Source organism: Rhodococcus jostii NBRC 16295 (assembly GCF_001894825.1).
Lineage (GTDB): Bacteria > Actinomycetota > Actinomycetes > Mycobacteriales > Mycobacteriaceae > Rhodococcus_F > Rhodococcus_F jostii.
In genome coordinates, this window is record NZ_BCWY01000005.1 from 136,944 (window position 1) to 155,442 (window position 18,499).

The following is an 18,499-nucleotide window of genomic DNA, read 5'->3' on the forward strand; positions in this document are numbered from 1 at the left end:
GGGAAGACACATTGCCGCTCACGTGCCTAGACGCGCAGGCGCTCCCGGCGCAGCTGCTCGACCTCCGGAAGGTCGAGGGGCGCGAGTTCGTCGACGCCCAGTGCCCGCTTCAGCAGCAGGTCGGCGAGTTCGGGGTTGCGGGCGAGGACGGGTCCGTGCATGTAGGTGCCGATCACGGAACCCTGGACGACACCTTCGAGCCCGTCTCCGACGCCGTTGCCGACACCGTGCGTGACCCGGGCGAGACCCCGGGCGCCGGCGCCGAGTGTGGTGCCGCCGCGGTGGTTTTCGAACCCCGACAGCGGTTGGGTCAGACCGTCCGTGAGCGGTGTCGTGATCACCTCGCCGATCGACCGCGTCGCCTGCGGGGACGTGGTGACGTCGAGCATGGACACGCCGTCGACGCGTTCGCCGCTGGACGTCTCGTACCAGTTGCCGAGCACCTGGATGGCGGCGCAGATCGCGAGGACGGGGGCGCCGCGTTCGGCGGCCTTCTGCAGTCCGGGGTACTGGGTGAGGTGGCGGGTGGCGAGCCGCTGCGCCGAGTCCTCCGCGCCGCCGAGCGTGTACACGTCGAGGGAGTCGGGAACCGGGTCGTTCAGGGTGATCTCGACGATCTCCGCGTCGTAGCCACGCATGCGCAGCCGCTGCCGGAGGATCAGGGCGTTGCCGCCGTCGCCGTAGGTGCCCATCACGTCGGGCAGGACCAGGCCGATGCGGACAGTCGAGTCAGGCATTGCGCGCCTCCTTCGCGATGGCGGTGTTCAGGTCGCGGAAGGCGGTGTAGTTGGCGAGCACCTCGACGCGTCCGGGCGGGCAGGACGCGATGGCCCGCAACGGGTTCGGGTCGAGTGTGTGCTCGACGCCGGCGTAAGTGAGGCGGACGGCCAGGTCGGTGCCGCGTTCACCGGCGGCCACCACCTTGACGCCCTCGAAATGCTCGAACCGGACATCCCACAGCCACGACAGGTCCTCGCCGTCGGGGACCTGCCCGTTGACGGCGATCACGAGGCCGTCGACGGTGGGGTCGATCATCGACAATGCTTCCTGCCAGCCGGCGGGGTTCTTGGCGAGCAGCATGTGCACGGAATGCGACCCGACCTCGACGGTGCTGTAGCGGCCCGCGACCTCCTGCACGGTGGCCGCGGCGGCGACCGCGTCCTCCGCCGTCGCGCCCATCGCGACCGCCGCGGCGACGGCCTGCGCGGCGTTGCCGCGGTTCGCGCGTCCGGGCAGGGCGAGGGTCATCGGGATCTTCAGGCCGTCGGGCCCGTACAGATTTTCGTCGTCGAGCCACCAGTCGGGGGTGGGACGCGCGAAGTCGGAACCCGTGCTGCGCCAGTGCGAGCCCTCCCAGACGATGGGTTCGCCGGTGCGCGGACAGCTGGCGGCATCGCTGGCCCACCCGCCGCCGGCGGCCACCCAGACGACGTTCTTCGCGTCGTAGGCCACGGAGGCGACGAGGACGTCGTCGCAGTTGGCGATCACGACGGCCTCGGGGTGCGCGGCGACGCAGGCGCGGAGCTTGCGTTCGATCATGTTGATCTCGCCGACGCGGTCGAGTTGGTCGCGGCTGAGGTTGAGCAGGACCAGGGCCTCGGGGTTGACGGCGTCGCTGACGTGCGGGACGTGGAGTTCGTCGACCTCGAGGGCGGCGAGGGGCGCGTGGACGCGGTTGCTCAGTGCCGCGACGATGCCGGCGTCCATGTTGGCGCCATCGGCCTGGGTCGCGACCTCACCGAGCGTGGAGAGCGCCGCCGCGGTCATCCGGGTGGTAGTGGACTTGCCGTTGGTGCCGGTGATCACCGCGGTGCGCCGGCGCGCGCCGAGCTGTTCCATCAGCGTCGAGTCGATCTTCAGGGCGATCAGGCCGCCGATCATCGAGCCCTTGCCGCGTCCGGCCTTCTGCGACGCCCAGGAGGCGGCCGCCGCTGCGCGCAGGGCGAGCTTGCCGCGCGTGGTGATCCCAGTTCCAGTACTCACTCCGCGAGTTTTGCACAGGGTCCGGTCAGACGCCGACTCGCGCAGGGGCAGGTGAGTGCGGATGTGTGCTCGGGCGCACTTTGCCACTCACCTGGGTGGCGGCGGCACCGGCGATGACGACGGCCCCGCCGATCAGCGACAGGGCGCTCGGCTCCTCGTGCAGCACCAGCCACGACGCCCCGATTCCGACGATGGGAACCAGCAGGGAGAACGGCGCGACCATGCCGGCGGGGTAGCGGCTGAGCAGCGCCGTCCACAGTCCCGAGCCGGCGATCGTGCCGAGGATCACGATGTAGGCGAGCCCCCCGAGGGCGAGCGGGCCGTTGCCGTGCAGCGACGACGTCAGGGAGTCCCAGCCCGCCGACGGACCCTCCACGACGAACGACAGCGCCAGCATCGGCAGCGGCGGGATGACGCACATCCACAGCATCAGGCGCATCGGCTGATCCGACGCGGCCTTGCGGTTGCCGATGTTGCCCACCGCCCACGACAGTCCCGCGAGCAACGTCAGGGCCACCGGCAGCAGTGCGGCGTGCTGGGCGCGGTCCCAGCCGATGAGCGCCATCCCGGCCATCGCCACGAGGAGTCCGCACACCTGCGTCGGCCGCAGCCGCTCCCGCAGCAGGACCGCACCGAGGACCACGGTGAACGGCGCCGAGGACTGCAGCACCAGCGACGCCAGCCCGGTCGGCATCCCCACGTGCATGCCCCAGAACAGGAACGCGAAGTGGCCGACGCCGAACCCGAGGCCGTACACCAGGAGCCACTTCAGCGGGACCTGCGGGCGGGGAACGAACAGGATCACGGGGATCGCGATGACGAAGAACCGCAGCGCCGCGAAGAAGAACGGCGGGAAGTGGTCGAGGCCCGCGCGAATCGCGAGAAAGTTGAGCCCCCACAGGACGACGACGGTGAGTCCGAGCAGCCGGTCGCGGGAGGTCATGCATTCCATCGTGAGGGCCGGAAACAATCAGGACAAGCGCATTAAAGTGCATCATCGATGTAGTTTTGCTACATGGATGCGACCCGGTTGCGCGTGCTGCGCGAGCTGGCGGACCGCGGGACGGTGGCCGCGACCGCGCGGGCATTGTCGATGACGCCGTCGGCGGTGTCGCAGCAACTCAAGATCCTCGCGAAGGAAGCCGGGGTCACCCTGCTCGAACCGGCCGGCAGGCGGTTGCGCCTCACCGATGCCGGGCAGGCCCTCGTCGTCCGCGCCGACGACGTCGTGGCCGCCCTGGACCGCGCGGCCGCGGAGATGACGGCCTACCGGGGTTCACCGCGCGGCCGGGTGCGGGTGGCGTTGTTCCCGTCCGGCGCCGCCCTGCTGCTGCCGGGACTGCTGGACGCGCTCGCGGGCAGTGGGGTGGACGTGCAGGCCCGCGACGAGGACCTCCCGGCCGCCGCGGTGCCCTCGCTCCTGGCCGATTACGACGTGGTCCTGACCCATCGCGACGAGCGGGCACCCGACACGTCGTCGCCGCGGGTGACGGCGGAACCGCTGATGCGGGAACCCATCGACCTGATCCTGCCGCCGGGTCATCCGCTTGCCGGACAGGACTCGGTGCGCCCCGACCAGTTGGCGGACGAGCGGTGGATCAGTGTGCGCGGCGGGTTCCCCGTCGACGACGTGCTGCTGTCGGTGGCCGCCGCGACCGGGGTGCAGCCGCGGGTGGCGATGCGCATCAACGACTTCCGCGTCATCGAGGAACTGGTCGCCGGTGGTCACGGCGTGGCTTTGCTGGCCCGGCACGCGGTGACCAACCGCGCGGTGGTGCAGTTGCCGCTCGCCGGGGTCCGCGCGGCCCGCATCTATGAACTGGCTCGGCGACCCGCCGCCGACGACGTCCCCGCCGTGGCGACCGTGCTGCAGGCGTTCCGGGACGTCGCGGCCCGCATCGCGGACTGAACGGGCCGGAAACGGAAGAAGGCCCGCCGGGTAGGCGGGCCTTCTACGGGGCGGGTGCTCAGCTGCTCAGCGCCTTCGCCTTCAACGTCTCGTACTCCTCCTGCGTGATGGTGCCGGCATCGAGCAGTCCCTTCGCGTCGGCGATCTGCTCGGCCGAGGACTTGCCCGCGACGGACCGGATGTAGCTGTCCTGCGCCTGCTTGACCTCCTGGGCGGCTGCCATCGACCGCTGGGCCATTCCGTCGCTCCTGACGATGAGGTACACGAGCGCGGTCAGCAGCGGGATGAAGAACAGGAAGACGATCCAGATGGCCTTCACCCAGCCTGACGTCTTATGGTCGCGGAACAGGTCGGTGATGATGGAGAACAACAGGATCAGGTAGGCCACGAAGCCGAAGGTGACGATGATCACCCAGAGAAAGTCCCAGAAAGAGTCCATTGCAGCGCTCCATTCACAGTCGAATTCACTCTGCGCTGACTATCGCACCGGCCCGGCGCGGCCCGCGTCATCCGAAACAGGTGAAATGCACTCCCCGGGCCACCCGATGTGACATCGGTGCAGTGTGAGCAACCCGCGGTGACATCGGGCCGACACCCACTGCGACGCGACACCCCCTGAAACGCCGAACGGCCGCGACACCGGTGGGTGCCGCGGCCGTTCGGGTGGGGACTACTTGCCGGCTTCGACCGCCCGGCGCATGCCGCGCTCGACCGCACCGATGATGTACGGACGGAGCTCCACGGCGGGGATGACGGCGTCGACGGAGCCGACCCGCTGTGCCCGCTGGATGTTGTGCACGGCCTCGAACTCGGCCGCGACCTCACCGAGCTTCTCGTTGCGCACCGCGGCCTGCTGGGCTGCCAGCTCGACCCGCAGGTGAGCCTGCTGGGCGTCGTTCTGGGCGCCCGCCAGGTTGGCTTCGAGCTCCCGGATCGACGGGTCGGCTGCCACTCGCGAGTTGACCTCGCGGGTGAACACGACGGCCGCGGCGGGGGCACCACCGAGGACGGACGCGAACGAACCCTCGACCGCGAGGACCTCCATGTTGTCGTTCAGTGCTCCGGAGAACACCACGAACGCGCCACCGTGGTAGCGGGAGACGACGCAGAACACGATCGGGCCGTCGAAATTGACGATGGCGCGGCCGATTTCGGCGCCGTACTCGAGCTGGATGTGCCGCAGCGAGTCGGGAGAACCGTCGAAGCCGGACAGGTTGGCCAGCACCACGAGCGGACGACTTCCGCTGGCGGCGTTGATCGCCCGGGCCGTCTTCTTCGACGACTGCGGGAACAGCGTGCCGGCGGTCCACTGGTCGGGACCGTTGGCCGGCGACCATCCCTTGCGGGCGATGGCCCGCGACTCGATGCCGATGACGCTCACCGGGTAGCCGCCGAGGTGCGCGTCGAACACGACGGACGTGTCGGCGTCCGCCATGTCGGCCCACCGCTCCAGCACCGTGTGGTCCTGGTCGACGAGCGAACGCATCACCGTGCGAATGTCGAACGGCTTCTTGCGTTCCGGGTTCGTCTCCGAGGAGAAGATGTCGCCGACCGTGGTGAAGTCGCTGGACGGGTGGACGTGCGGGAAGGTCCGCACGTCGCGCCCGATCGGGTCGCTGGTCTGCGCCCGGCGCGGGAAGCGTTCCCCGCCAACGACGTACGCGTGGTCGTAGTGCGCGAACAGGATCTCGCACGCCGCGGGCAGGTTCGGCGCCCAGTACTGCGCCTCACCGTTCGGGCCCATCACGCGGTCGTAACCGCCGATGCCGAAGTTGTCCTCCGCCGAGACGCCACCCGAGTAGTCGAGCGAGTTCTTTCCGGTGAGCACCATGGCGCTGTCCGGCGTCATGACGAGAATGCCCTTGGTGTGCATCAGCATCGTGGCTTCGGCGTTCCAGTAGGGCTGCGCACCGACGTTGATGCCGGCCACGATCACGTTGACCTCGCCACCGTTCTGCGTGAACGTGATGAGGCGACGCAGGCCGCGGGACACCCAGTCCATGTTCTCGGTGCCGCTGTCCATGGAGATCGTCGCGCCGGACGACAGCGCGAACCACTCGACCGGGACACCCAGCTTCTCGGCGAGGTTCACACCGGCGACGAGGCGGGCGCACTCGGCTTCCGCGACGGTGCCCAGTGCCTTCGTCGGGTCACCGAAGAGCGCGACACGGGTCATGCCCTCGGGGTGCCGGTCGGTGCGGGCGGTGACCAGGCCGACGACGAGGCCGGCCTTGTTCTGGCCGTACGGACGCTCGACGGGAACCAGCTCGCCCGACTCGTCCAGGTCGTGCTCGACGAAGCTGCCGTCGCGGCCGGTGAGCAGCGGGATCAGCTCGTACGGGTAGACGGTGCCGCGAGCACGGGAGCTGCGGACCTTCTGGGTGTACGCGTCGAGCGGCTGCAGCGGCTCGGTCGGCGGTTCGGTGACCTTGGTGACCACGCCGGCGCCGGTGCGGTAGGAGAAGCGCAGAGCCTTCTCCCGCGACTCCGTGCCGGGCTCGCCCTGGAGCCGGGCGATCACGGTGATCTCCTCGAGACCTGCGCCCGCGGTGAGCGGTGCCGCGACCCGGGCGAACGCCTCGAGGTCCTCGACCGGGACGTCGATCTTCGGCCACACGTACAGCACGACGCGGTTGGCGTCGAGCTTGCGCTTGCTGCCGCGGGTGGCCTGCGCCCGGCGGATGCCGTCGAGGCACGACTGCAGGACGCGTTCCGCGGCGGGGACACCGATGACCTGGCCGTCCTCGTTGCGGACCGGCGTGATGTCGCGGACCTCGGCGAGCGCGATGAGGCGTTCGTCGGTGGGGTTGTCCCGCGAGACCAGGTTGAACAGGAACGTGTCGGCGACCGCGGGGAGGCGGGTGCCGTCGAAGTTCTTCAGGCGCCACAGGTCGAGTCGCTGGCCGGTCAGCGGGTGCATGTCCCGGATCAGCGTCTCTTCCGCCAGGACACCCGCGTCCGGGCGGAACGTGAACTTGCGGACGTCGACGTCGGTTCCGCCGAAGACGGACACCGTGACGCGGCGGCAGGTGGCGGCCAGCGGCAGCGACGCCAGTGCCTTCCGCAGGTCGTCGGACATGGTGTCCGGGTCGGCGGGCGGAGCCGTCCACGACAGGTACAGGTCGAGGACGAGGTTCTCCGGGTTCACCGCGGCGACGGCGCTGATCTCGTCGAGTGCACCGGGCAGCTCGGCGTGGTCGGCGACGGCCGAGACGAGGTTCAGGCGCTCTCCGAGCAGGTCGAAGTTGCCGGTGACGAACCGTCGTCCGTCGCGGTCGAAGGACGTGACGTCCTCGAGCGTGCGGATGTCGTAGTAGCGGCGGGTGACGACCTCGAGCAGCGGCCCGACGGTGTTGCTCTTGCGCGCGATCCGCTGCCCGAGGAGTTCGGTCAGCGACTGCGGGGTGGCGACCAGGGCCTCGAGACGTTCCTGGTAGTCGACGGCGTCGGGACGCTCGGCGAGGTATTCGAGGCTGCCGCGCACGCCGTCGTAGACCTGCTCGCGGGCCTTGCGGATCTGCGGCTCGTCGAAGAACCGGAATCGCACGTTGCGGGCGACGTTGCCGATCACCGGGTACCGGACCTGGGTGGCGATGATCAGCCGGTCCAGGACCTCGCCGAGTCCGCTGGGTGCGCGGCCGGGCGCGTTGCCGTCGTTCAGCCACCGATCGAGCAGGGCGGCGATGACGGGAACCTGGTTGTCCATGCGCTGCTGCGCGAGGAACAGGCGGTAGACCGCCTCCTCCAGTTCGGCGGTGCGCTCGAGGTCGGTGACGTCGTAGTGACGCAGCGCCCGCGACAGCCGGGTCGTGAACGACTCGGGCAGGCCTTCGAGTTCGACGTCGAGGGTGTGGAGGTAGGTGTGGAAGTGCTCGCGCGGGCTGTGGACGCGCTCGTCACCGTCCTCCTCGGCGGCGGTGGGACGGTTACGTCCGATCTCGCAGATGTCCGCGAACGTGTTCAGCAGGGCGAGTTCCGCCTGCACGAGGTCCGGGTCGCCCGCGATCTCGGCGCGCAGCTTCTCGTACTCGGCGAGGAGCACTCCGGCCCGCTTCGCGCTGACGTCGTAACCGGTGAGCAGCGCGCCGAGCGAGTCGATCTGCTCGAGGGCGTCGGCCCGGGTGTTCCCGTGCGAAGCGGGGGCACCGAGATCGAACTGGACGCGAGGCGCCTTCGGAGCGGTGGACTCCTCGGAGCTCTCCTCGACGCGCAGCAGCGCCGTTCCGGCGTCGACCTGGGAGTTGACCATGGCGAGAACTTCCCGCACCCGGCCTGCGACGGGGGCGCGGACCGCGGTCTCCATCTTCATGGACTCGAGGACGACCAGCGTGGCACCGACCTCGACCTCGTCGCCGACGGACACGGGCACCGCGACCACGACCGCGGGAGCGGGTGCGCGGACGACGCCGGCCTCGTCCTGGCTGATCTGGTGGCTGATGCCGTCGACCTCGACGAGGTACTGGGCGCGGCCTGCGACCGAAACGACGTGGTGGCGGCGGTCGCCGATCACCAGGCGGCTCTCGAACTCGCTGAGCCGGTCGACCTCGACCTCGGTCTCGGGGGCGTCCCCGTCGACGCGGTACGTGTGGGCTCCGACCTGCGTGACGGTGAGCCCGTAGGGCTGGCCCTGGTAGCTGAGCTCCACCTTGCGGCCGATGGCGTGGCCGGCGCGGGGGCGTCCACCGCGAGCGGACGACAGGAACGCCTCACGCTCGAGCTTCTCCTCGGCGTCGTAGACGTCGATGGCGGCGGCGATCAGTGCGACGTCCGCGGTCCGGGACGGGACGTTGGACGTGCCGGCGTCGGTGCGGTCCAGCCAGCCGGTGTCCGCGGACGCCGTGATGACCTCTTCGCGGTCGAGCAGGTCCAGCAGGAACGACTTGGTGGTGGTGCCGCCCTGCAGCACGACCGTGGTCTCGCGGAGCGCGGTGCGCAGCCGGGCGAGCGCCTCGGAACGGTCGCGACCCCAGGCGATGACCTTGGCGACCATCGAGTCGTAGTCGGGCGGGATGACGTCGCCCTGGGCGATGCCGGTGTCGACGCGGAGACCGCTGCCGAGGGGGAACTTGAGCAACTGCACGGCGCCGGGTGCGGGAGCGAAGCCGTTGGCGGCGTCCTCCGCGTTGAGGCGGGCCTCGACTGCGTGACCGAACTCGGGCGGGCAGTCGCCGACGAGCGGCTCACCGCTGGCGACGAGGATCTGCAGCTTCACCAGGTCGATGCCCGTGGTGGCCTCGGTGATGGGGTGCTCCACCTGGAGGCGGGTGTTGACCTCGAGGAACGTGAACGTCTTCTGCTCGGGCTGGTACAGGTATTCGACCGTGCCCGCGCCGCGGTAGCCGGCGGCGCGCACGAGCTCGGCGGAGACGGTGCGCAGGTGGTTCGACTGTTCGGTGGTGAGGAGCGGCGAGCTGGACTCCTCGATGACCTTCTGGTTCTTGCGCTGAATGGAGCAGTCGCGCACACCGGGAGCCCAGACGTTGCCGAAGTTGTCGGCGATCACCTGTACCTCGACGTGGCGTGCGTCGGTGACCAGTCGTTCGATGAACACGACGGGGTCGCCGAAGGACCGCTGGGCCTCACCCTGGGTGCGTTCGAGCGCGAGTTCGAGTTCGTCCTCCGACCACACCTTTCGGATACCGCGGCCACCACCACCGGAGCGGGCCTTGATGATGAGCGGGTAGCCGATGGCCTGGGCGTGACGGCGGGCGTCGGCGCGGGTGGCGACGGGGCCGCCGCTCCACGGCGCGACCGGGACCTCCACCTTCTCGGCGAGGAGCTTGGCCTCCACCTTGTCGCCCAGCAGGCGCATGGCCTCGGCGGGCGGGCCGATGAACGTGATGCCCAGCTGCTCGCACACCTCGACGAACGCGGGGTCCTCGGCGACGAAGCCCCAGCCCACCCACACGGCGTCGGCCTTGCTCTCGCGCAGCGCGCGGGCCAGCTCGGCGTGATCGAGGTAGGCGGTGCCGGTCTTGACTGTGCGCAAGCACACACCTTCGTCGGCCTGCCGGACGAACATTGCGCGGCGTTCCGCCTCGGTGTGGAGTGCGATCGTGCGGATGCCGTAGTTGTGCTCGGCGTTCAGTTCGCGTACTGCCCGAATCAGGCGGACCGCCGCCTCGCCGCGGTTGACTATCGCTATTCGCTTGAACATCTGTTATCGCTCCGTTTCCGTAAAACTCATTGATCCGCAGAGTGTTTCGATGGCCAAGGCCATGTCCGCCGAGGACTGGGTGCCGCCTTCGCGGACACGTGCACCCCTGCACAACCCACTTGACTACCTCCAGGGGCGCCCCGAACGCGATCGTCGGACCTGCGCCATTGCGGGTCCGCTGCTCGGGGAATGCGAGCATAACGTCGAAAATATGTACCCGCGCGTAACTTCAGCGAGGCCCCGATCAGCTTGTCAAGCGTTCAAGGACTTGCGTGTCGACCCTACGAGAGAGTAATAAGGCCGGAATTCCGGCGAGCTGGGCGTCCTCCGGCGAGGTATCTGCAACCCGTTGTCACGGAGTCGCTTTCGTCCGGTTCGTCGAGAAGTTCTCGGGGAGCGGAACTTTCACTCGGAGGTTACTGACGGTTCACCTTCGGGTCGGCGGACGCCGGTTCGGTCGCGTGCGCCACCGCGCCCCGCACACCCACATGTGCCTCGCGGTGCATTCGGTCGACCATGTGCGGATAGTGCAGCTCGAACGCCGGACGCTCGGAGCGGATGCGCGGCAGCTCGGTGAAGTTGTGCCGCGGCGGCGGGCAGCTCGTCGCCCACTCGAGGGAGTTGCCGAAACCCCACGGGTCGTCCACCGTGACCACCTCGCCATAGCGGTAGCTCTTGAAGACGTTCCAGACGAACGGCACCGTCGACGCACCCAAAACGAACGCGAACACGGTGGAGACCGAGTTGAGAACCGTGAACCCGTCCGAGGGCAGGTAGTCGGCGTAGCGGCGCGGCATCCCCTCGGCGCCGAGCCAGTGCTGGACCAGGAACGTGCCGTGGAAACCGGTGAACGTGGTCCAGAAGTGCCATTTGCCGAGGCGTTCGTCCAGCATGCGCCCCGTCATCTTCGGGAACCAGAAGTAGATGCCGGCGTAGGTGGCGAAGACGATCGTCCCGAACAGGACGTAGTGGAAGTGGGCGATCACGAAGTAGCTGTCCGTGACGTGGAAGTCCAGCGGGGGGCTCGCGAGGATGACGCCGGTGAGGCCGCCGAAGATGAACGTGATCAGGAAGCCGAGCGAGAACAACATGGGGGTCTCGAACGTCAGTTGCCCCTTCCACATGGTGCCGATCCAGTTGAAGATCTTCACCCCCGTCGGCACTGCGATCAGGAACGTCATGAACGAGAAGAACGGCAACAGGACCGCGCCGGTGGCGTACATGTGATGTGCCCACACCGCGATCGACAGGGCCGCGATCGCGATCGTCGCGTAGACCAGGCCGCTGTACCCGAAGAGCGGCTTGCGGCTGAACACCGGGAAGATCTCCGACACGATGCCGAAGAACGGCAGCGCGACGATATACACCTCCGGGTGGCCGAAGAACCAGAACAGGTGCTGCCAGAGCAGCACACCCCCCGTCGCCGGGTCGTACAGGTTGCCGCCGAGATGCCGGTCGACGAACAGACCCATCAGCGCGGCGGTGAGGATCGGGAACGCCACCAGGATCAGGATGCTGGTGATGAAGATGTTCCACGTGAAGATCGGCATCCGGAACATGATCATGCCGGGCGCGCGCAGGCAGATCACCGTGGTGATCATGTTGACGCCGCCGAGGATGGTGCCGAGACCGGACAGTGCCAGCCCCATGATCCACAGATCGGCGCCGACACCCGGCGAATGCAGGGTGCTCGTCAGCGGCGAGTACGCCGTCCAGCCGAAGTCCGCGGCGCCGCCGGGGGTGATGAACCCGGCGATCGCGATGGTGCCGCCGAACAGGAACGCCCAGTAGCTGAACGCGTTGAGGCGGGGGAACGCCACGTCGGGGGCACCGATCTGCAGCGGAAGGATGTAGTTGGCGAACCCGAACACGATCGGCGTCGCGTACAGCAGCAGCATGATCGTGCCGTGCATCGTGAACAGCTGGTTGTACTGCTCGTTGGACAGGAACTGCAGACCCGGGACCGCGAGTTCGCCGCGGATCAGCAGGGCCATCAGGCCACCGGCCATGAAGAACGCAAACGACGTGATCAGGTACAGAATGCCCAGGTCCTTGGGATCCGTCGTCGTGATCATCTTGTAGAAGAAGCTGCCCTTGGGGCGGCGCCGGGCCGGATACGGACGGACCGGACGATGCTGTGGAATTGCCAGATTCACGACGCCCCCCGAAGGGTCCGAGGCGGTTCGGGTCCGGTGTGGACTCCGTTACCAGGGTAGTCACCCCGAGCTCCGGAGGTGGGCTTTTATTGCGGCCGGAAACGACGCTGCCGCAGGTGCGCGTGGTGCGCGCCTGCGGCAGCGAGGGGGAGTGAGCGGTCAGTGCGCCCGGTTGACCGCCGAGACGACGGCGCGCAGCGACGCGGTGGTGATCGACGTCGCGATGCCGACACCCCAGACCACGGTGTTCCGTCCGTCGGGAGCGGTCACGGCGCACTCGACGTAGGCGGCCGCCTGGGCGTCGTCACCGGCCGACATGGCGTGCTCGGAGTAGTCGAGCACCCGCACGTCGAAGTCGATGGTGGCGAGCGCGTCGACGAACGCGGCGAGCGGGCCGTTGCCCGAACCCGAGATCTCGTGCTCCTTGCCGTTCACCTTCACGGTCGCGGTGATGGAGTCGGTTCCGCCGTCCTCCTCGGACGCCGTGACCTTCTGCTTCATCCGCTCGAGCGGCGTGATCGGAGCCAGGTACTCCTCGTGGAAGACGTCCCACATCTCCTTGGGCGACACCTCGCCGCCCTCGCCGTCCGTGATCCGCTGGACGGCCTGCGAGAACTCGATCTGCAGGCGGCGCGGCAGCACCAGCCCGTGATCGGCCTTCATGATGTACGCGACGCCGCCCTTGCCGGACTGCGAGTTGACGCGGATCACCGCCTCGTACGTGCGGCCCACGTCCTTCGGGTCGATCGGCAGGTACGGAACCGCCCACAGGATGTCGTCGACGTCGGCGTCCTGCGAGTCGGCGTCGAACTTCATCGCGTCGAGGCCCTTGTTGATCGCGTCCTGGTGGCTGCCGGAGAACGCGGTGTACACGAGGTCGCCGCCGTACGGGTGACGCTCGTGGACGGGGAGCTGATTGCAGTACTCGACGGTGCGGCGGATCTCGTCGATGTTGGAGAAGTCGATCTGCGGGTCGACGCCGCGGGTGAACATGTTGAGACCGAGGGTGACCAGGCAGACGTTGCCGGTGCGCTCACCGTTGCCGAACAGGCAGCCCTCGATGCGGTCGGCGCCGGCCTGGTAGCCCAGCTCAGCGGCGGCCACGCCCGTGCCGCGGTCGTTGTGGGGGTGCAGCGACAGGATGACCGAGTCGCGACGGGCCAGGTTGCGGTGCATCCACTCGATGGAGTCGGCGTACACGTTCGGCGTCGCCATCTCGACGGTGGCCGGCAGGTTCAGGATCACCGGGTTCTGCGGCGTCGGCTGCAGCACCTCCGTGACCGCGTCGCACACCTCCTTGGCGTACTGCAGTTCGGTGCCGGTGTACGACTCGGGGGAGTACTCCCAGCGCCACTGCGTGTCCGGGTAGTTCTTCGCCTCGTCGAGGGCCAGGGTCGCCGCGTCCGTCGCGATCTTCTTGATCACGTCGCGCTCGGCCTTGAACACCACCCGGCGCTGCAGGATGGACGTCGAGTTGTAGAAGTGGACGATCACCTTGTTCGCGCCCTCACAGGCCTCGAACGTGCGCTTGATCAGTTCCGGCCGGGACTGCGTGAGCACCTGGATGGTGACGTCGTCCGGAATCGCTCCGTCTTCGATGATCTCGCGGACGAAGTCGAAGTCCGTCTGGCTCGCCGACGGGAAGCCGACCTCGATCTCTTTGTAGCCCATCCGCACCAGCAGTTCGAACATGCGGCGCTTGCGGGCGGGGCTCATCGGGTCGATCAGCGCCTGGTTGCCGTCACGGAGATCGACGGCGCACCACTGCGGGGCGCGGTCGATGACCTTGTCGGGCCACGAGCGATCCGGCAGCGACACCGGCTCCACTTCCTCGGAGAAGGAGCGGTAGCGGAACGTCGGCATCGACGAATTCTTCTGCGTGTTCCATTCCGGCTGATCGGAGGGAGCACGCTTGGAAGGCGGCGTGATGGTGCGCGTTCCGGAGGTAAAGGCGTCAGCGGGGGACATGGGATTGATCTCCAGGTTCGATGTGGACTTTGTGAGTCCAACGGCTGTGTCGACCGGCGCACGAGAAACCCCGCGACGGGAAGCCAGTCTGGATCAGACCCCGTCGCGGCAACCAAGGAGGAGTGCGCGCTGCATACTCAGCACTGTACTCCGGGCATCGTCGTTCGCGTGCCGGGGTTCGAAGTCCGAGTGAGGAGAGACCGGTGAGCCGCAGCGCGACGGTGGTATCACCGCTGGTGGCCGCCCTTTTTACGGTACTCCTGGTGTCGTGTTCCGGCACGGTCGTGGGGGCGCCGAGCGTCCCCGGGGCCGGCGAGCCCGTCTACGGTCAGCCGGTCAGCGAACACACCCGGGCGGAACTGGCCGTCGCCGCCGCGGCCCGCGACCTCGCGCCGTGCGGGCTGCTCGACGAGGATCTGGTGGCGTCGCTCGGACAGGTCACCGCCTTCGGGCCCGTCGGCGACCTGTCGACCTGCCACGCCGAGCTGGTGCCTCCCCGCGGCACACCCGCCAACCCCGTCTGGGTCGAGGTGGCGGTCGGTGAACGCGAACCCACGGAGCGAACCGGTGCCGGCGAGGCGACGGCCGGACTCGAGGTGCGGCCCGCAGCCGGCGCGCTCCCGGGCACGTGCACCCTCTACTTCTCGCTGCCGCCGGTCCCGGGGGTGCAGGACGACGTGGCGGCGGGCCGCTGGGGGCACGTGTCGTATCTCGACGGGGCAGGCGGAACGGGTGACTCCGCCGCCGGCGACGACTGTGCGGAGGCGCGCACGGTGCTCGGATCGGTGACGGACAGGCTGCGCTCGCCGGTTCGTATTCGTTCGGATATCCCTCTCGCGCAACAGGATCCGTGCCGAGTGGTCGAGAACATGTCCGAACGGGGCATCGAGACGTTCGCTCCGGGCAGCCGCCCCTACGAATGCCTCCTGACACTCCGCGGCGGCGTGGAGGCGTCCGTGCAACTCGCGCTGTCGCCGGAACCGCCACGGGCCGGCGGCCCCGACGCCGTCGAACTCGACGGCAGGCCGTTCACGTACTTCCGGGACGCCGTCTCGTGTCACTACTACTTCTATCCGGGTGCCGTGTTCGACACCAACCTGCCGTCGAGCCCGGTGAGTGAACGGGACAAACGGAGCAATCGGCTCACGGCGTCCGTGGCGGCGTCGGCGCCGAACTGCGACGACGCGGAAACACTGGTGCTCGCGTCGGCCGAGATGTTCGACTACTGACATGAACACACAGGTCGATGTCGCCCGGGCCTACCTGGACGCGTTGCTCAGCCACGACGGCAACTCGGTGCCCATCGAACCCCGGGCGGTCCGGTACGAGGTGGGCCTGAAGACGGCATTCTCCGGAAATCACCTGCGCCGAAGCCTGTCCGGCGGCCCCCAGTACCGGGTGATCCGGGCGATCCGCGACTGCGTGTGGTCGGTCGACGGCGACACCGTCACCGTCGACTACCTCCTGGACGCCGGACTGTTCGGCCGCACCCTCGTCACGGTCCGGGTGGTCGAGACGTTCCGGATCCCGCCGGACGACCTGCGAATCCACCGCATCGACGCGAAGATCAAGCGCCCCTGACCCTGCGTCTGGCCCCGCGCTTCCTGGCCCTGCGCCTCCTGGCCCTGCGCCGAACCGTCTGTCAGGCAGGGTCTTCCGCACGTGAGTGGCAATGTGTGCCCCGCCACGCTTTGCCACTCACATGGGGTCAGTCGAGCGTTTCGTGCGCTGCGGGAATCGAACCCAGGCGACCGGCCTGGAAGTCCTCGAACGCCTGCATCACCTCGGCCCGGGTGTTCATGACGAACGGTCCGGCCATTGCGACGGGCTCCCGGATCGGCTTGCCGCCGAGGACGAACACCTCGAAGGACTTGGTCCGCGAATCCTGGGTGTCGGCCGCGGTGATCGTCAGGGTGTCACCGCGTCCGTAGACGGCGGTCTGGCCCATCCGGATCGGCCGGCGCTCGGAACCGACGAGTCCCTCGCCCGCGAGGACGTAGGCGACTGCGTTGAATTCGGGGTTCCACGGCAGCGTCAGGCTCGCGCCCGGCGCGACCGTCGCGTGGACGAGGCTGATCGGCGTGTACGTGGACCCGGGACCGTGGTGGCCGTCGACATCACCGGCGATCACGCGGACGAGGGCGCCGCCGTCGGCCGAGGACAGCAGGGCCACCTTCTGTCCGGTGATGTCCTGGTAGCGGGGCGCGGCCATCTTGTTGTCGCGGGGCAGGTTGACCCACAACTGGACGCCGTGGAACAGGCCACCGCTCATCACCAGATGCTCGGGCGGGGTCTCGATGTGCAGGATGCCGCCACCCGCCGTCATCCACTGCGTGTCGCCGCCGCCGATGGTCCCGCCGCCGCCGTTGGAATCCTGGTGCTCCATGATGCCGTCGATCATGTAGGTGACGGTCTCGAAGCCGCGGTGCGGATGCCACGGTGTGCCCTTGGGTTCACCGGGTGCGTAGTCGACCTCACCCATCTGGTCCATGTGAATGAACGGGTCGAGGGCGGACAGGTCGATGCCGGCGAACGCGCGGCGAACCGGGAAGCCTTCACCCTCGTACCCGACAGGTGCGGTGGTGAGGGAGAGGACCGGGCGGTCGACGGCGCCGGGAGCGGGTGCGTCGATACGCGGCAGGGCAAGGATGTTGTCGACCGTCACGGCAGGCATGGGGTGTCTCCTCGTACTCATGTAATTGATTGTTCAACTACTTCATGGTGTGTAACACCCGCTGCGTCCAGGTATTCCCAGGGCGGCTCCGCCGCCCGTGCGCGGCTGACGAGTGCAGAGACTCGCTCACCACGCACGGGCGCGAAGCGCCTAGTTGAGGACGTTCTCGTGATCGGGGCAGTACCGGGTGATCGCGCCGATGATGTACGGGTAGACGCCGTCGTTGGTGAGCATCGGCGTCCACTCCTCACGCACCTGGTCGAGGGGCTTACCCGCGTCGAGTGCGGTGCAGATCTCGCCGGCCTGATGGACCGCGAGGTCGTCGTCGGTGACGGTCTGGTTGTTCGCGCGCAGGTAGGCCAGGTAGTCGGCGGCCGTTCCCGGGTTGTCGGCGACCGAGAAGACGCGGCTTCCGGGGGCCGTCGCAGCGGTGGTCCGCGCCGCCACGGAGGCGGAAGCGGACGTGGTCTCGGATGCTGCGGTGTCGGTGTCGCCACCGCACGCGGTGAGGAATGCCGCGGAGCAGACGGTGAGGGCGGTCAGAGCAAGGGTGCGGCGCATGGGGCGTGTGATTCCTTTCGAGGCCTGTGACGGCGACGATCGTATCGTCCGCGCGACCGTTGGTCCCGACGGCGAGTGGCCAACCGCAAACCGGCGGCGGCCGGTAAATCCGCTGCCCGGCGACGGTGGGTGGAGGTAGTGTTGCCAGTCCGAGCAGGATCCGAATCGAGGAGGTGAGACCCATGTCCGTTCGAACAGGTCGGGTGCTCTCACTCCGCGACCGCGCGGTCTTACCGACATAAGGTGACCGGGAGAGCGCCCATCGGCATTCCGAAAGGCTCTCCCATGTCAGTGTCTCTGTCACCGTCCCTCGAATTCGTCCTCGTCACGAGGCTGCGCGCCGCCGGCTGTGTGTTCGCCGAGGACGAAGCGCAGTTGATCGTCTCCGCGGCCCGGACGTCGGACGAACTCGCGTCGATGCTGGACCGTCGCGTCGCCGGCGTACCCCTCGAGCATGTTCTCGGCTGGGCCGAGTTCTGCGGGCTGCGGATCGAGGTGGATCCGCAGGTGTTCGTGCCCCGGCGCCGCACCGCGTTCCTGGTCGAGCAGGCAGCCGCCCTCGCGCCGACGAACGCTGTCGTGGTCGACCTGTGCTGCGGATCGGGGGCGGTGGGGGCCGCGCTGGCTGCCACGCTCGATCGGATCGAGTTGTATGCGGTGGACATCGACCCCGCCGCCGTCCGGTGCGCCCGGCGCAACGTTCCGGACCCCGGCCGGGTGTTCGAGGGCGACCTGTACGCACCGCTGCCCACGTCGTTGACGGGACGCGTCGACATCCTGGTGGCCAACGCCCCGTACGTCCCCACCGGGGCGATCAGGTTGATGCCGCCGGAGGCCCGGCTCCACGAACCGAGGGTCTCACTCGACGGCGGCGCCGACGGCCTCGACATCCAGCGTCGCGTGACCACGGCCGCGCGGAGCTGGCTCGCGCCCGGCGGGCACCTCCTGATCGAGACCAGCGGGAGGCAGGCGCCGCACACCGCCGAGGCGTTCGCGGACGCCGGGTTGGCGACGCGGGTCGAGAGTTCCGACGAGGTGGGTGCCACCGTCGTCGTCGGCACCGCCCCCAGGTGAGTGGCAATGCGTCCTAG

At 68.7% G+C, this 18,499-nt stretch carries 13 protein-coding genes; 4 read left to right on the forward strand and 9 right to left on the reverse strand.

From position 1 onward, the window contains the following. Positions 1-26: 26 nt before the first annotated feature. Genes RJ1_RS05895 through RJ1_RS05905 form a run of 3 tightly spaced genes read right to left on the reverse strand, consistent with a single transcriptional unit; the run spans position 27 to position 2,926 of the window. Positions 27-737, reverse strand: a complete 711-nt coding sequence (locus tag RJ1_RS05895; protein WP_073359027.1) for a type 1 glutamine amidotransferase — start codon at positions 735-737, stop codon at positions 27-29. After that, entirely contained in the window at positions 730-1,983 is a 1,254-nt protein-coding gene (locus RJ1_RS05900; RefSeq protein ID WP_073359028.1) for a Mur ligase family protein, read from the reverse strand. The genes RJ1_RS05895 and RJ1_RS05900 overlap by 8 nt, the downstream gene beginning before the upstream one ends. 25 nt (positions 1,984-2,008) lie before the next feature. After that, positions 2,009-2,926 carry an EamA family transporter gene (locus tag RJ1_RS05905; RefSeq protein WP_073359029.1) on the reverse strand — a complete coding sequence of 306 codons (918 nt, stop codon included), beginning with the start codon at positions 2,924-2,926 and terminating at the stop codon, positions 2,009-2,011. Between the two features lie 72 nt (positions 2,927-2,998). Here RJ1_RS05905 and RJ1_RS05910 point away from each other — a divergent pair, with 72 nt between their 5' ends. Beyond that, the gene (locus RJ1_RS05910) at positions 2,999-3,892 is read left to right on the forward strand and encodes a LysR family transcriptional regulator (RefSeq protein WP_073359030.1); all 894 of its coding nucleotides are present in this window, start codon (positions 2,999-3,001) and stop codon (positions 3,890-3,892) included. 58 nt (positions 3,893-3,950) lie between these two features. On the opposite strand, the gene RJ1_RS05915 is transcribed toward RJ1_RS05910, so the two are convergent. The 4 genes from RJ1_RS05915 to leuA all read right to left on the reverse strand — a co-directional run bounded on the left by RJ1_RS05915 (position 3,951) and on the right by leuA (position 14,173). Then, positions 3,951-4,331: an SHOCT domain-containing protein gene (locus tag RJ1_RS05915; protein WP_073359031.1), complete on the reverse strand. Its 381-nt coding sequence runs from the start codon at positions 4,329-4,331 to the stop codon at positions 3,951-3,953. Between the two features lie 231 nt (positions 4,332-4,562). Beyond that, positions 4,563-10,049 carry an ATP-binding protein gene (locus tag RJ1_RS05920; protein ID WP_073359032.1) on the reverse strand — a complete coding sequence of 1,829 codons (5,487 nt, stop codon included), beginning with the start codon at positions 10,047-10,049 and terminating at the stop codon, positions 4,563-4,565. A gap of 416 nt (positions 10,050-10,465) precedes the next feature. After that, positions 10,466-12,205 carry an aa3-type cytochrome oxidase subunit I gene (gene ctaD / locus RJ1_RS05930; protein WP_073359034.1) on the reverse strand — a complete coding sequence of 580 codons (1,740 nt, stop codon included), beginning with the start codon at positions 12,203-12,205 and terminating at the stop codon, positions 10,466-10,468. Between the two features lie 159 nt (positions 12,206-12,364). Further along, complete coding sequence (gene leuA, locus RJ1_RS05935; RefSeq protein WP_073359035.1) at positions 12,365-14,173, reverse strand: 2-isopropylmalate synthase; 1,809 nt, start codon at positions 14,171-14,173, stop codon at positions 12,365-12,367. A gap of 203 nt (positions 14,174-14,376) precedes the next feature. Here leuA and RJ1_RS05940 point away from each other — a divergent pair, with 203 nt between their 5' ends. Together RJ1_RS05940 and RJ1_RS05945 are read left to right on the forward strand one after the other, a co-directional pair. Beyond that, the gene (locus RJ1_RS05940; RefSeq protein WP_073359036.1) at positions 14,377-15,402 is read left to right on the forward strand and encodes a hypothetical protein; all 1,026 of its coding nucleotides are present in this window, start codon (positions 14,377-14,379) and stop codon (positions 15,400-15,402) included. A gap of 1 nt (position 15,403) precedes the next feature. Further along, positions 15,404-15,754, forward strand: a complete 351-nt coding sequence (locus RJ1_RS05945) for a DUF8021 domain-containing protein (RefSeq protein ID WP_073359037.1) — start codon at positions 15,404-15,406, stop codon at positions 15,752-15,754. Between the two features lie 127 nt (positions 15,755-15,881). Here RJ1_RS05945 and RJ1_RS05950 read toward each other — a convergent pair whose 3' ends face one another. Together RJ1_RS05950 and RJ1_RS05955 are read right to left on the reverse strand one after the other, a co-directional pair. Then, positions 15,882-16,847: a pirin family protein gene (locus RJ1_RS05950; RefSeq protein ID WP_073359038.1), complete on the reverse strand. Its 966-nt coding sequence runs from the start codon at positions 16,845-16,847 to the stop codon at positions 15,882-15,884. 150 nt (positions 16,848-16,997) lie between these two features. Next, positions 16,998-17,408 carry a DUF732 domain-containing protein gene (locus RJ1_RS05955; RefSeq protein WP_073359039.1) on the reverse strand — a complete coding sequence of 137 codons (411 nt, stop codon included), beginning with the start codon at positions 17,406-17,408 and terminating at the stop codon, positions 16,998-17,000. Between the two features lie 285 nt (positions 17,409-17,693). Between RJ1_RS05955 and RJ1_RS05960 the strand changes: the two genes are divergently transcribed. Then, positions 17,694-18,482 (forward strand): putative protein N(5)-glutamine methyltransferase, encoded by a 789-nt coding sequence (locus RJ1_RS05960; protein ID WP_073359040.1) that lies wholly within the window; start codon positions 17,694-17,696, stop codon positions 18,480-18,482. Positions 18,483-18,499 lie beyond the last annotated feature (17 nt).